This is a genomic window from Chryseobacterium sp. JM1, assembly GCF_000737715.1.
In the GTDB taxonomy this organism is placed as follows: domain Bacteria; phylum Bacteroidota; class Bacteroidia; order Flavobacteriales; family Weeksellaceae; genus Chryseobacterium.
Genome location: NZ_JPRN01000011.1, coordinates 39,595 through 55,236 on the forward strand (window position 1 = coordinate 39,595; position 15,642 = coordinate 55,236).

The following is a 15,642-nucleotide window of genomic DNA, read 5'->3' on the forward strand; positions in this document are numbered from 1 at the left end:
GCTGTTTTTTTATGATCTATGATAACTCAAAATCGGTTAGTTTTTTCTAAATTTGAACCATCAAAACCCGCTTTCAAAAATGCAGAACTACCTAGACCTTTTACAGCATATTTTAGACAATGGAACAGATAAAACCGACAGAACAGGAACCGGAACCAGAAGTGTTTTCGGATATCAGCTGAGGTATGATCTGTCAAAAGGTTTTCCTATGGTGACCACTAAAAAAGTACACCTGAAATCCATTATCTATGAACTGCTTTGGTTTTTGAAAGGAGATACTAATGTCAAATATCTGAATGACAACGGGGTAAGTATTTGGGACGAATGGGCAGATGAAAACGGCGACTTAGGTCCTGTTTACGGCGCACAGTGGAGAAGCTGGCAGGGAGCGGATGGAAAAATCGTGGATCAGATCACTGAGGTGATTGATCAGATTAAAAAAAATCCGGATTCCAGAAGGCTGATTGTTTCCGCATGGAACGCTGCCGAAATTCCCAATATGGCGCTGGCACCCTGTCACGCTTTATTTCAGTTTTATGTAGCAGATGGAAAACTGTCGCTTCAGCTGTATCAGAGAAGTGCTGATGTCTTTTTAGGGGTTCCTTTCAATATTGCAAGCTATGCATTATTGCTGATGATGGTGGCGCAGGTATGTGACCTGGAAGTTGGAGATTATGTTCACAGCTTCGGGGATGTACATATTTACAACAATCATTTTGAGCAGGTGAATAAGCAGCTTTCCAGAGATCCGAGACCACTTCCTGTAATGAAACTGAATCCAGAGATCAAAGATATTTTCGGATTTACATTTGAAGATTTTACCCTTGAAAATTATGATCCGCATCCGGGAATTAAAGCGCCTGTAGCGGTATAGTAAAAGTTCCGGAACTTTGATCATAAAAGAGATTATGTAGCCACGCTTCTTTCCTTTAATAATCCCGGAAATAAAAAAACGGTCTTGAATTATCTCAAAAAAGACAGCCTGTGGAAAGAGAATCATGAGATGATGTCCCGGCTGGAAAATAATGGGATTTTCTCTGAAGATTACGATTGATATTCCGAATCCTGTTGTAACAGAATCCTTAATTTTACTACTGATTGAAAAATTAATAATATGATTCTGAAAAAACTGTTTTTTGTAGCAACAGCAAGTATTTCGTGTATGGCATTTTCTCAAAGTGCAAACAAACAGAAACTCATGGATTATCTCGACTCACTTTCTGTTCACCATAAAGTAATGGGAAGTTTTGCGATTGCAGAGAACGGTCAGCCGACATTTCTGAAGACAACCGGATTCTCCGATGCTGCAAAACAGCAGAAAACCAATATCAATACCCAATACCGCATAGGTTCTATTTCCAAAACATTCACCGCAGTCCTTGTAATGAAAGCTGTTGAAGAGAAAAAGCTCTCCCTTGACACCAAACTTTCCACCTGGTATCCGGAAATAGAAAATGCAGATAAAATAACCCTCGAAAACCTTCTACAGCATAGAAGCGGAATTCATAATCTGACTGATGAAGAGGAATATTGGACCTACAATACAAAACCCCAGACAGAAGAATCTCTGATGTCTATCATCAAAAAATATAAAAGCGACTTTGTTCCGGGAACGAAATATGAGTACAGCAATTCAAACTATATTATACTGACCTTTATACTGGAAAAAGTATATAAAAAGACTTACACGCAGCTGCTAAAGACTAAAATTACCAACCCTTTGAAGTTAACCCTGACAGAAGTGGGCGGAAAGATTGATCCTTCCAAAAACCAGGCGCTTTCCTATACCTATTCCAATGGAAGTTATCAGCCGTGGCAGGAAACAGATATGAGCGTTCCGCTGGGTGCAGGAGATATTATTTCCACACCTACTGAACTTTTGAAGTTTATCATTGCTCTGGAAAATGGAAAACTCATCAGTAAAGCCAGCCTTTCCGGGATGAAAAACTTTATCGACGGTTATGGCTACGGAATAGCAAAGGTGCCTTTTCAAACATATTCGGGGTATGGACATAACGGAGGAATTGATCAGTTCCGCTCGGTATTGTATTATTTTCCTGAACTGAAAGTAGGAGTGAGCGCCATTACCAATCAGTCAGATTACGATAATAATGATATTTCCATTAAAATGCTGGAAACATCGATTGGTAAAGATTTTAAAATGCCTAATTTTAGAGGAGTTTCTGTAGCCGCCGAAACTTTGAAAAAATATGAAGGACTTTACAAGACCGAAGATTTTCCACTGGATATAAAAATCTTCCAGGAAGAAGGCAAACTGAAAGGACAGGCTACAGGCCAGGGCGCATTTCCACTGGAAGCGGTCTCTGAAACTGAATTTAAGTTTGAAATGGCAGGCATCAAAATGAAGTTCAATGCGGAAAAAGGAACCATGGACTTCTCTCAGGGAGCCAATAATTTTACCTTTAAGAAACAATAAAATGAAATATTTAAAAATCAATACAGAAGACAATGCAGATCTTGCGGCACTTCAAAATGCAGTGCTGCAGTTGAAAGGAGTAGCCTCGGTAGAGATCATTGATGATGAAAATCCGGAAAGTGAACTGAAAAAAGCTTTTGCTAAAACCAAAGAACAGCTGAAAACAGGCGACTACGAAACCTTAGTTAATGATATTTTTGATATAATAACAAAAAATAATTCTAAAAAATAATAAAGTAACAGATGAAAAAGGCGATTTTGTCCATTGCTATACTCGGAATTTTCTTTTCCGCCAACGTATCAGCACAGACCGAAACTTCAGGAAGAGAAAAGGCGTACAGAGCCACACATACCAAAGTAACGGAACTTAAACATACCAAGCTTAAAGTCAATTTCGATTATCAGAAAGAGCAGATGGGAGGAGAAGAATGGTTAACGGCCACTCCGTATTTCTATCCTACCAACGAACTGACGCTTGATGCAAAAGGAATGCTGATTCATGAAGTAGCTCTTGACAGCAACGGAAAAAAATCACCTCTGAAATATGAATATAAGGACGAGATCCTGAAGATTACTCTGGATAAAACCTATCAGAAAAACCAGGAATATACGGTATATATCAAGTATACGGCACGTCCGAATGAGGTAAAACAGAAAGGAAGTATGGCCATCAATGATGCCAAAGGTCTTTATTTCATCAATGCACAGGGACAGGATCCAGATATGCCGACTCAGATCTGGACGCAGGGTGAGACAGAATCTTCTTCCGCATGGTTCCCAACTATCGATAAACCCAATCAGAAGACCACTCAGGAGATCTACATGACGGTTCCTGATAAATATGTCACCCTTTCCAATGGAATTCTGAAAGATTCACAGAAAGAAGGAAGCTTAAGAACCGACCATTGGGTCATGGATAAAAGACATTCTACCTACCTGTTCTTTATGGGCGTAGGTGAATATGCTATCGTAAAAGACAAATGGAAAAATATTCCGGTAGATTATTATATCGAAAAAGAATATGAACCTTATGCAAAACAGATCTACGGAAATACTCCGGAAATGATGGAGTTTTTCTCCAAAAAGATGGGTTATGATTATCCGTGGGCGAAATATGCACAGATCTCAGGAAGAGACTATGTGAGTGGTGCCATGGAAAATACAACAGCCACTCTTCACGGAAGCGATATTCTTCAGAAACCGGGACAGCTGATCGATGAAAACAAATGGGAAGATACGATCGCCCATGAGTTATTCCACCACTGGTTTGGAGATCTTGTGACGGCAGAAAGCTGGAGCAATCTTACCGTGAACGAATCTTTTGCCAACTATTCCGAATACCTGTGGAACGAATATAAATACGGAAAAGACCAGGCAGATTATCACCAGATGACCGATGTAAATATGTACATCCACAATCCTGCTGATTTCAAGAAAGACCTCGTGAGATTCAACTATGATTCCCGTGAAGATGTTTTTGACCTGGTGACGTATCAGAAAGGTGGCGGTATCCTTCACATGCTGAGAAATTATCTGGGTGATGATGCGTTCTTTGCCGGAATGAATGATTATCTTAAAACCAATGAATACCAAAACGGAGAAGCTCACCAATTGAGACTTTCTTTCGAAAAAGTTTCAGGAAAAGATCTGAACTGGTTCTTCAATCAATGGTATTTCGGAAGTGGAAATCCAAAGCTGAATTATTCGTTTACTTTTGAGCCGGTGAAAAGGCAGGTAGCTGTAACAATTAACCAAACACAGGATCAGCCGTTCGAATTCCCTCTTGCCATTGATGTGTATGACAACGGAAAGCCGAAAAGATATAATGTATGGGTAAACGCTGAAGCGAAAAACACATTCAATTTTGATGTGTCTAAAACTCCGGATCTGATCAATATTAACGCAGACGGAATCTTAGTTTCAGAAATTACTGAGACCAAGACTCCGGAGCAAAACCTGATGCAGTTCACCAGCTCAAAGGAATTTAAGAGCAGATACAAAGCTTTAGCCGCTATAAAAGATCAGGTTGGAAAAAATCCGGCTGCTACAAAATTATTGGCTGCAGCGTTGAAAGATCCTTATTTCAGAACAAGAATCAAGGCGCTTCAGTTGATGGACCTTTCAAATGCTGAGCAGATGAAAGCCCTTGGCGCTGATGTGGAAAAACTGGCTTCCAATGACCCGAAAACACTGGTTCAGGCTGCTGCGATCACTGCTTTGGCTAAAACTAAAGATAAAAAATACCTTCCGATTTTTGAAAAAGGGGTGAATGCGGTGTCCAATGCTGTAAAAGCTACGTCATTAAGTGCTGTTTTAACGATAGATCCGTCAAAAGCTAATGCACTATCTGATAAGATTGATCTTGAAGGGGCTTCGGAAGAATTACTGGGACAACTTCTTCCGGTAATTGTCAAGAATAAAGTGACTTCTCAGATGTCAAATATCACGCCTCTTGTGGCATTTTATCCTTTCATTAAATTCCAGAACCCGGAACTGGGGAAATCTGCAGAAGAAGGATACAACTGGATCATGAGCTCGGATAATCTGAAAGCAACCGAAAACATTACAAAAATCATCAGCCATGCAAAAGGTGAGATGGGAGATAATCCTCAGGTTAAAATGATGATTTCCCAGATGCTGAAAGATGGTTTAAGCAAAAAAATGGAACTTCTGAGACAGAATCCTCAGAATGCAGCGAGCATTAACAAACAGATCGATGCGATCAATAAAGCTATTGAAGATTTTAAGTAAAAAGATGCTTAAAATTATTTAGAATATAAAACTGCTGTGAAAAACAGCAGTTTTTTTATGATTTTTATTTTAAAAAAGGAAATTTGGGTAATAAATGGGAGGTATATTCAAACATCATTTTATAAATTCGTATAAAAATTTAGAATAGAATGACTTTTGGAATTGAGGCTGCGGGCTATTATGTGCCGTCTTTGTATTTAGAGATCAAAGACCTGGCGGAGAAAAGGGGAATTGACCCTGCAAAACTGGAAAAAGGACTGGGATTGCATAAAATGGGTTTCCCGGATGTTCATGAAGATGCAGCTACCTTTGCGGCAGAGGCTTTATTAAAATTGATTAAAGACCATGATCTTAATCCGAAAGATATAGCTAGAATTTATCTGGGAACTGAAAGTGCAATGGATGCCGCAAAACCTACAGCTTCTTATGCGATGCAGATGGTAGAAAAAGTCCTGGAAAAGGAGTTTGGTGAAAGATGTTTCAGAAACTGTGATGTCGTGGACATGACGTTCGCCTGTATCGGAGCAGTGGATGCACTTCATAATTCCCTTGATTTTGTAAGGGTGAATCCGGAGAAAAAGGCCGTAGTCATTGCCAGCGATTATGCTAAATATGAACTGGCTTCTTCCGGAGAATATACACAGGGTGGAGGAGCAGTAGCATTACTGGTTTCATCAAAACCCGATCTTCTGGAAATTGAAAACAATTGGGGAGTCGCTACAGAAAGTGTCTTTGATTTTTTCAAACCGAGAAGATCATACAGTAAGGAAGATTTAAATGCAGCACCGGATACTTTTCCGGATAAGATCGAAATTTTTACTGATGAGCCTGTTTTTGACGGACAGTATTCAAACCAGTGTTATCAGGACAGAATCAGAGAAGCTTATCAGCATTATAAAGAAATTACAGGAAGAGATAAACCTTCTGCAGACTGGAGATATCTTATTTTCCACCTTCCGTATGCCTTCCATGGCAAAAGAGTTTTTACAGAGATCTACAGCCTTGAAAACGGACTTTCTTATCAAACTCCCGAGGAGCAGAAAGCGGTTGCAAAATCTGAAGACTATCTTAATTTTATCAATGAAAAAATAGAAAAGTCACAGAGAGCATCCTCGGAAATAGGGAATATGTATACGGCTTCTGTTTTTATGGCGCTGTTGTCTGCTATTCAGGTTTCTTATGATGAAGGTGAAGAGCTAGCTGGTCGGGAAGTTGGCTTTTTAGGCTATGGAAGTGGTTCAAAATCTAAAGTTTTTGCCGGAAAAATATCTGAAAACTGGAAAACAGCCGTTTCAAAATGGAATCTGTTTGAAAATTTAAAAAATAGAACAGCGATTGATTTTGAGACATATGAAAAACTACATAGAAAGCAACTTGATCATTCTGTCAACAGTCAGTATAATGGTTTTGGATTGGTGTCAATAGAATCGGAAAATCCCGTTTTGATAGGAGCGAGGTATTATCATTATCAGGATTAATAACTTTTTTATCCTTGCCATGGCTTTAAACCTTGGCAAGGGTATTTCTCCAGATCTTTCCTCTTTCATCCTCAGACATCCTTTCACCTCTACTTCCAAAAACCATTATTCTTTACCCAGGTTTTAAAAAGTTCCGGCCAGGCAGCCACAGCACTTCCTTTTTTACCTAATCCCCAGCCGTGACCACCGGTTGGAAAAAGATGCATTTCAGCCTTTACATTCACCTTCTTTAAAGCGGAATATAATAACAAACTATTATCAACAGAAGAGATAGGATCATCCATAGCTTGTGCTAAAAATGTAACGGGCATATTGGAATTGACTAATTTTTCGACTGAAAATGCAGCTTCTTCCCCAACAGATGGATTTTCTCCCAGAATACTTTTCCTTGAATGGGTTTTATCGTTGGGAGGAAGCATAGAAACGACAGGGTAGATGAGTCCTGCAAAATCTGGTCTCGCTGATAAAGAATCTATTTCATCAACCAGTTTATAGAGCGTTTTATCTGGTTGAGCTGAAGTAAATCCCGCTAAATGACCACCTGCAGAAAACCCAAGTATTCCTACTTTGTCGGGATCGTACTTATACTTTTTGGCAAGACTTCGGATTATACGCATGGCCCGCTGAGCATCTTCAAAAGGAACATTTGTGCTTTTCCAGTTTTCTGAAGGAAGCCTGTAGATAAGCTCGAAGGCCGTTATCCCTTCAGATTGAAGCCAGTTGGCTGTTGGAGTACTTTCTTTATCCATTTCAATATGAGCATATCCGCCACCACTGATTACTAAAATGGCCGTTCCGTTGGGGTTGGAAGGTCGGTGAATAATCAATCGTGGTTTTGAAATGTTGGTAACGGATCCTTTGGCTGTTATGATTTCGGCTCCTTGCGGTCCGGATCCATCAGGCATTTGATTGGCCCACAAAGGGATTTGTTCCAGTTTTTTTGAAATCTGAAACTTATTTTCCTGAAGCTGGGCTGTATATCTGCTTCCGGTTAATAACACAATGGTAAGGATAATAAAGGTTCTCATAGATGTATTTACAAATAAAATTAAAACAATCTTCCGGTTATACCAAGTCTGTGACGGTATTAAAAAGGTCTTTTATATAAAATCAATACTGTCCTTATTTTTTTGAACTGATTGTTATTTTATTCTTAAATAATCATAAAAAGGTGTTCTTAATTTGGGATGGTTTTTCTTTTTCAATGTTTTATTGTTTAATTTTTGATGAAATTATAGGGTGAAGCTTGATTTTGTTTATGAATTGATAAAGTTGAATCTTTATTTTATTTGTTAATCAATTCACTTATCATTTATATTATTTATCCTTTTGTAGATTTTGTTTAATTGTGATAATTTTTTTTTCACGGTTTAAAATTTCTACTAAAGCGTTTTTCTTAGATTATTTTTTATTTTTTCTATATGAATGATTTTTTATAATCTGTTTTTTATAGTCTTTCAATTAAATTAATACGCTGTATCTGACTGTATTCCAATATTTTAAATTTTGACATTGTTAAGCTTTATTAACATATTTGCTATCTAAATGCTAAAATTAAAAACATGAATGTAAAATTACGTGTGTTAAGTGCGGGAGTTTTGTTCTTTATAGGACATGCTGTCTCGGCGCAGAAAGCGAAAAATGACACCATTCGGGGAGAGATTGATGAGGTGGTATTGACCGGGTCTTATGGAATAAAAATTACTCCGGAACAATCGTCAGGGGCTCTTGTTAAAGTATCAGGAAATGTTTTAGATAAACCGTCCGCTATTTCTATTGATAACATTTTGCAAGGAACTGTAGCGGGATTAATGTCTAGTGCAAGTTCTGGACAACCTGGTGCATCTACTATCACGTTGATTAGAGGTATATCTTCTCTTACTTCGGGTAATGATCCTCTATATATTGTAGATGGTGTACCGGTTCAGTCTGGCGATATTTCTGGTGCTTTGACAACTCAAAATGCTTTGTCACTGATAAACCCGGCCGATATCGAAGATGTACAGGTTTTGAAAGATGGTGTTGCAACAGCAATTTATGGTTCCAGAGGAGCTAATGGTGTAATTGTTATTACAACGAAAACAGGAAAAAAAGGTAAATCTAATTTGCAGTTTGTTAGTGAAATAGGAACATCAGATGTTGCTTTTGATAAAATGAAAATGTTAAATGCTCAGGAACATGTAAACTATCTCGGACAAGCTCTTTACAATAGATATCCAGCAACATCTCCAGGCGGATATGTAGACGTACAGGAAGCGATTGATGATGCAAGGGTGAATGTATTGAAGTGGGATGGTAATACTGATACAAATTGGAGAAAATTAACCAGGAGAAACTCTCCTATTATGAACAGATATAATTTAAGTTACTCAGGTGGTTTTAAAGATCTTTCCTTGTATGCTTCATTAGGATATTTAAAACAAGAAGGATTATCAGATGATGCAGTCTTTGACAGGTATACTGGAGCAATCAAAGCTAACTGGAGAGCAACAGATAAATTAAATATTAGTTTAGGAATGAATTTATCAAGAAGTGTGCAGGCGGGGCCATCTGATGCATCATCATTTTCAAATCCTATTTTTTCAGGAACTTTGCTTTCACCTACACAAACCCCTTATCTAAGTGATGGTACATATAACCTAGGTTTAGTTTACTTGAATCCACAATTTAACCCTTTAGCTTTAACGGGAACAAATATAACTAAAGGGACTTTTGATAAAGTACTTACATCATTAAATGTTGACTATAAGATTTTACCTTATTTAACATTTAATTCAAACTTTGGTATTGATAATACTTCTGGAAACGAATTCACATATTGGAATCCTGATTTTGGAGATGGTTATGCGCCTGCAAATACAAATGGTAACGGATCTTATTTCAAGAGTATAAGAAATTTCTTTACTTGGAACTGGTATAACTTCTTGAACTTTAATAAAACATTTGCTGGAAAGCATGATGTTTCAGTTTCTGTTGGTATGGAATCTACAAGAAGAACATTAGAGTATAATACGCTTACTAAGAGAGGCTTCCCTGCTGGGACAAGAATTCGATATGCTGATGCTGCGGCTAATGTTACAGCAGCAACTGGAAGAACAGATGCATGGACACTTGTAGGATATATTGCAAGAGCATCCTATACATTTAATAAATTTGCAACCATTACAGGTTCTGCTAGAAGAGATGATTATTCAGGATATACAAAAGCAGGTAATTTCTTTGGTGTTGGAGCAAGTTTTGATTTAGGAAGAATGAACTTCTTACCTTCTTATGTCAACTCATTGAAAGTAAGAGCAAGCTACGGAGAGAATGGTAATCAGGCAGCAGGTCCTTATGAAAAATATCCACAATACTCTTTAGCGGGTAATTATCTTCAAACGAACGCAGGGCTTATCCAGACCCCGGGTGCTCCAGATGGTTTAGTTTGGGAAAAATCCAATAAAAGAAATATCGGATTAGACTTTTCATTAGGTCAAAAAGGTAGCCTTTATGGAACTTTTGATGTTTATTCTAATATCAATTCTGATCAGGTTTATGATGTGCCTATTTCTCCCTCTACAGGATTTAGTTCTATTATTAAAAACCAAGCAGAAGTAAAATCTAATGGTTTTGAAGCATTGTTAGGATATAGAATGAGCAATGAATCATTCACTTGGGATGTGAAGGCAAACTATTCTTACAATGATTCTAAAATTACATTTATAAAAGGAGATCCTACACCTACTACCATTGATGGATTAAAGGCATTCTTCCCAGGTCACAATCCTAGTGAATATTACACAAGATTATGGGCAGGAGTAGATCCATCTAATGGGGATCCTCTATGGTACACGGATGATACAAGAACTGCTATAACTAATGATGTAAATAAAGCTAATCTAGCCTTTACAGGTCAAAAAGCTTTACCTACCCATATTGCCAGCCTAATGAATGACTTTACTTATAAAGGATTTAAATTCTCATTTATGTTAACCTACCAAGGAGATTACTCTGTATGGGACAGATGGGGATTTGTGTATGAATCTGATGGGGCATATCCTACAGTAAACACAACGAATCAAGCTCTTTATGACTCTTGGACTCCTACTAATACTGGTGCTTTAAGACCGAAACAAATGTATAACGGAAACAGAAACTCTAATGCTAACTCTACAAGATATCTTTATAAAGGAGATAATATTAGATTGAGAAATGTAGAATTAGGATACACATTTAAAGAATCAATGCTTAATGTAAAAGGGATTAGAGGTATTTATGCTTATGTAAGGGGAGTTAACTTGTATACTTATGCATTTGATAAAAACCTTCGTTTTGATCCTGAAGCAAACTCAAATGCCTTTAATTACACGGTATCTAATTTAGGAGTTTATGATATGACGCAACCAAATATGAGACAGTTTATTTTTGGCGTACAGGTTGATTTCTAATATTTAAAGTTAAAAAAAATGAAAAAAATAAAAAAAATAAAAGTTTTATTAATATTATTGGCAGGAGTAGTTGTTAGTTCATGTAAAAATGATTTTTCTGATGAGTTACCTCCTATTACACTGCCCCTTGATCAGGCAATTACTAATGAGAAGGTATTAAATACGGCTGTTAATGGTTTGTATGGATACTATCAGACCAATGCTGATGGATCAATTAATTCTTATGGAGCTTTGCTGCCCACTTTACAGGAACTGCTTGGAGATAATGCATTTGTAGCTATAGTAAATTCAAATAGATTTTCAGCAACAAGAGATTCTAATCTTACATTTTATACTAGAAATAGTGGTGATATAGCTACCGTATGGAGAACCCTTTATAAGATTATTGCAAATGCTAATTTTGTTCTTAGTTATGATGGTAAAATACCTGATGATGAAACTACAGCAGGAACACCAGCTAATCTATTTGGTCAGGCTTATGCTGTACGGGCAATGGCTTATTCAACATTGGTATCTTTGTTCAGTGATAATTTTAATGGTTCTAATCCAGAAGTTGGAGTTCCTGTTCCATTAGATTTTAAACCAGGTACAAATTTACCTAGATCAAGTGTAAAACAGGTTTATGATCAGATCTTTGCAGATTTAACAAAAGCTGTTGCGTTGGTGGGTACAACAAATGGTAATAAGAAACTTAATGCGGCTGCAATAGACTTATTGTTTTCAAGATATTATCTTGCAGTTAAAAACTATCCTCAGGCAAACACATATGCTCAGAAGGTCCTTGATAACTCTGCATATACTTTATTGCCTTCTTCAGGTGTAGCTGCTTTCTTTGGTGCAGCAGGAGAAACGAATACTGAAACAATTTTCCAGATTGATTATAATTCCTTAGACTTGCCGGGTGACAATGATGGTGTTACGGCCACTTGGTCATCTACAGGACGTTATAAGCAGAATTTTGCAACCCAAACGTTTTTTAATAAATTAGGAGCTGCTGATGTTAGAAAAGGAACATGGTACAGAAATACAGGATATGTTCTTACCTTGAATGATAATCCTAAACCTATAGATGTTATGAAATATACTACCACAGATAGAGATATTGTGGTATTAAGAAAAACCGAAGCCATTTTTAATCAGCTGGAAGCTTTATATTATACCAATCCTGTAGACGCTCTTGCGAAACTTAATACCTGGGTTAAAACTTATAGAGATGTGGGATATATTTATGCAGGTACTGGAACAGATCTTTTGAAAGAAATTCTGATGCAGAAAAATCTTGAAATGTTTTTAGAAGGCTTTAGATATAATGACTTGAAAAGAAATGGAATTGCTTTTAAAAATCCTCAAACCCAAGTTGAGCTAACATCAGCTAAAGTTCAGTTTAAGGCTTTCCCTTTGCCACAAGCTGAATTAAATACAAATTTAAGTATTCAACAATTTCCAGGATATTAGATTACAAATAAATATTAAAACCAAAGCCCTATTTTTCAGGGCTTTTTGTTATACTCAAACAAAGAGTTTAAAATTCAGAAATAAAACTAAGCTTCTTAATACTCCTTAGAAAACACAACCTTCATCTGATAACTCTTCGGTGTCACACCCACCAGCTGCTTAAACACCCTCGTAAAATAATTCGTGTCCGAAAAACCCGTTTGATAGGCAGTTTCCTTAATACTGTTCTGACCCGCGAGCAATTCCTTTGCCCGGTTGATTCTTTCCTGCAGGATAAAATCATTTGGGGAAGTGCCCAATTCGTCTTTGAACATTTTAAAAAAATTGGACTTGCTGACGTAAGCCAGTTTGGCCATACTGTCGATGGACAGCTTTTGATGAAGGTTTTTTCTGATGTAATCTACGGCAAAACCTATTCTGGATTTATTTTTAGCGATATTTTTTTCTACCATACTTCTGGCTTGAGTCTGCATTAGTCTGATCAGAAGTTCTTTTAAAGCGAAATCTGCCATGATATCCTTTTGGGAATTATCATCCATAGCAATTCTCATGATATTGTTGGTAGCGGAAGTTAAAGATTCATTATTAAAGAGAAAAAATTCATCCAGTTGGATGTTCCATTGTGAAGTTTCGTCTACTTTAGGAAGGCTGTAATTTAAATAATTAAGAGAATCCTCTATAAAATCAGGATTAAGACTTAAAGAAATACATTGGGTTGGGGCTTCATCTGCTTCAGGAAAATCGATGACCATGGTTTCACCGGGTGCTACCAGAACACTTTCTCCCGGAAAATAATCAAAATAACCCGTTTTATTGTCCAGCTTCATGTGTTTTTTGCCTCTCAGCATGGCCGTGAAAGCAATGTTTTCAAAGTGAAGTTTGACACCGAAAGCTGCTTTATGCGTTTCGTATATACTGAATTCACAGTTGTTTAGATTGAATTTTGTCTGGTTTTCAACAAGGTTCAATAACTGGCTCTCCTTCTTCAATTCAGGAGTATTTAATAAAAATTTATTATTGTTATTCATTTCTAAACATTTTGTAAAACCCAATCACTCAAATATATAAATTTTAGGCCTACACTGTTGTTAATAAAATTATAAAATTGAACATCTGCACTATTGTGATGTTTTTTTATACGATTGTGCTATTGCTTTTTCATCTGTAAATGTAACTTGGCTTTACGAAAAAATTAAAATTACTAATATGAGCACAATTACAGAACCAAAATCAGAGACCGCATTTCAGTGGCCTGAATTCAAAAACAAATATGATAATTACATTGACGGAAAATTCACACCTCCGGTTAACGGACAGTATTTCAATGTAGTTTCACCGGTTAACGGGAAAAACTTCACTCAGGTAGCCCATTCATCCAAAGAAGACCTGGAACTGGCTGTCAATGCTGCGGACAAAGCATTCCAAACCTGGAAAAACACCTCTTCTACAGAAAGAAGTATCATCCTGAATAAAATAGCAGACCGGATCGAGCAAAATCTTGAACACCTTGCCATCGTTGAAACCATCGACAACGGAAAAGCTGTCAGAGAAACTTTAGCAGCGGATTTACCGCTTGCGGTAGACCATTTCAGATATTTTGCTTCCGTGGTACGCGCAGAAGAAGGTTCACATAACGAACTTGATAAAGATACCGTTTCCCTGATTGTTCACGAACCGCTGGGTGTAATCGCACAGATCATCCCTTGGAATTTCCCGATCTTGATGGCCGTGTGGAAATTAGCTCCGGCTTTGGCAGCAGGAAATTGCGTAGTGCTAAAACCGGCAGAAAGTACTCCGGTTTCCATTATGGTTTTAATGGAAATCATTGGAGATTTATTACCTGCGGGAGTTATTAATATCGTTAACGGTTTCGGAGCAGAACTGGGAAGAGCTTTGGTAACCAATCCTAAAGTATCAAAAGCTGCATTCACGGGTTCTACAGCTACTGGACGTCTTGTGATGCAGTATGCCACAGAAAATATTATCCCGGTAACCCTTGAGTTAGGGGGGAAATCTCCAAATGTTTTCTTCAGTTCAGTAATGGATGCAGATGATGCATTCCTCGATAAAGCCATTGAAGGAGCTGTGCTTTTTGCTCTTAATCAGGGGGAAATCTGTACGTGTCCTTCAAGACTGTTGGTTCAGGAAGATATTGCAGATGCATTTATTGAAAAAGTAATCGAAAGAGTAAAAGCCATCAAAGTAGGAAATCCATTGGATAAAACCGTGATGATGGGTGCTCAGGCTTCTCAGATCCAGAAAGATAAAATCCTTTCCTACATCCAGCTTGGAAAAGAAGAAGGCGCTGAGGTTCTTGTAGGCGGAGAAGTAAACAATGTAGGAGAAGATCTTGAAGACGGATTCTATATCCAGCCGACTATTTTCAAAGGGAATAACAGAATGAGAATCTTCCAGGAGGAGATCTTCGGACCTGTATTGGCATTTACCACTTTCAAAGACGAAGAAGAAGCTGTAAAAATTGCCAATGATACTATCTACGGACTTGGTGCAGGGGTTTGGACAAGGGATGCACACCAGTTGTACAATGTTCCGCGTCACATTCAGGCGGGAAGAGTTTGGGTGAATCAGTACCACTCGTATCCTGCGGGAGCACCTTTCGGAGGGTATAAGCAGTCGGGAATCGGTAGAGAGAATCACAAAATGATGCTTGACCACTACCGTCAGACTAAAAACATGCTGATCTCTTACAACAAGAACAAATTAGGTTTCTTTTAATTTTTAAATATTAGGGCGTGCCCGTTTGCCCCGGCAGAGCCGGGGCAAAACGGTCGGGCTATTCCAGGGCTTCACTTCGTTTCGGTGCTCCATTTCATTCCGCACCGGCTCGTTCCTCGCCGCCCTTCCTATCCCTCACGCGGAAAAATAGATGTCCTTATCTGAAGTATTTCGGGTAAGCAGGAATTCTGTTGCTGGTAAGGGAGGAACTTTTAATGTGAATGGTCAATTTTGCTTCGCAAGTCAATAGTCAATGATCGGCTGGTAGTAGGATTCACAATTGACGATTCACCATTCACAAGAAAATGATATGGATGGTCAATTTTGCTTCGCAAGTCAATAGTCAATGATCGGCTGG

Annotated in this window: 10 protein-coding genes; 8 read left to right on the forward strand and 2 right to left on the reverse strand. The window is 37.8% G+C overall.

Annotation, left to right across the window (positions count from 1 at the left end; genetic code table 11):
• Positions 1 to 79: 79 nt before the first annotated feature.
• From IW22_RS17010 to IW22_RS17030, 5 genes are all read left to right on the forward strand, one after another.
• The gene (locus tag IW22_RS17010; RefSeq protein ID WP_034728766.1) at positions 80 to 874 is read left to right on the forward strand and encodes a thymidylate synthase; all 795 of its coding nucleotides are present in this window, start codon (positions 80 to 82) and stop codon (positions 872 to 874) included.
• 240 nt (positions 875 to 1,114) lie between these two features.
• Complete coding sequence (locus IW22_RS17015) at positions 1,115 to 2,437, forward strand: serine hydrolase domain-containing protein (RefSeq protein ID WP_034728768.1); 1,323 nt, start codon at positions 1,115 to 1,117, stop codon at positions 2,435 to 2,437.
• 1 nt (position 2,438) lies between these two features.
• Positions 2,439 to 2,669, forward strand: coding sequence for a hypothetical protein (locus IW22_RS17020; protein ID WP_034728770.1), 231 nt, complete (start codon positions 2,439 to 2,441; stop codon positions 2,667 to 2,669).
• Positions 2,670 to 2,680: 11 nt separating this feature from the next.
• Complete coding sequence (locus IW22_RS17025; protein ID WP_034728772.1) at positions 2,681 to 5,188, forward strand: M1 family metallopeptidase; 2,508 nt, start codon at positions 2,681 to 2,683, stop codon at positions 5,186 to 5,188.
• A 149-nt stretch (positions 5,189 to 5,337) separates the two neighbouring features.
• On the forward strand, positions 5,338 to 6,666 hold the full coding sequence (locus IW22_RS17030) for a hydroxymethylglutaryl-CoA synthase family protein (protein ID WP_034728774.1): 1,329 nt from the start codon (positions 5,338 to 5,340) through the stop codon (positions 6,664 to 6,666).
• An 89-nt stretch (positions 6,667 to 6,755) separates the two neighbouring features.
• On the opposite strand, the gene IW22_RS17035 is transcribed toward IW22_RS17030, so the two are convergent.
• Positions 6,756 to 7,694: an alpha/beta hydrolase gene (locus tag IW22_RS17035; protein ID WP_081873971.1), complete on the reverse strand. Its 939-nt coding sequence runs from the start codon at positions 7,692 to 7,694 to the stop codon at positions 6,756 to 6,758.
• 534 nt (positions 7,695 to 8,228) lie between these two features.
• Between IW22_RS17035 and IW22_RS17040 the strand changes: the two genes are divergently transcribed.
• Together IW22_RS17040 and IW22_RS17045 are read left to right on the forward strand one after the other, a co-directional pair.
• Positions 8,229 to 11,093 carry a SusC/RagA family TonB-linked outer membrane protein gene (locus IW22_RS17040; protein WP_034728776.1) on the forward strand — a complete coding sequence of 955 codons (2,865 nt, stop codon included), beginning with the start codon at positions 8,229 to 8,231 and terminating at the stop codon, positions 11,091 to 11,093.
• A gap of 18 nt (positions 11,094 to 11,111) precedes the next feature.
• On the forward strand, positions 11,112 to 12,548 hold the full coding sequence (locus IW22_RS17045) for a RagB/SusD family nutrient uptake outer membrane protein (RefSeq protein WP_034728778.1): 1,437 nt from the start codon (positions 11,112 to 11,114) through the stop codon (positions 12,546 to 12,548).
• Between the two features lie 95 nt (positions 12,549 to 12,643).
• Here IW22_RS17045 and IW22_RS17050 read toward each other — a convergent pair whose 3' ends face one another.
• The gene (locus IW22_RS17050; protein WP_034728781.1) at positions 12,644 to 13,576 is read right to left on the reverse strand and encodes an AraC family transcriptional regulator; all 933 of its coding nucleotides are present in this window, start codon (positions 13,574 to 13,576) and stop codon (positions 12,644 to 12,646) included.
• 178 nt (positions 13,577 to 13,754) lie between these two features.
• Here IW22_RS17050 and IW22_RS17055 point away from each other — a divergent pair, with 178 nt between their 5' ends.
• Entirely contained in the window at positions 13,755 to 15,284 is a 1,530-nt protein-coding gene (locus IW22_RS17055; protein ID WP_034728783.1) for an aldehyde dehydrogenase family protein, read from the forward strand.
• The last annotated feature ends 358 nt before the right edge of the window (positions 15,285 to 15,642 follow it).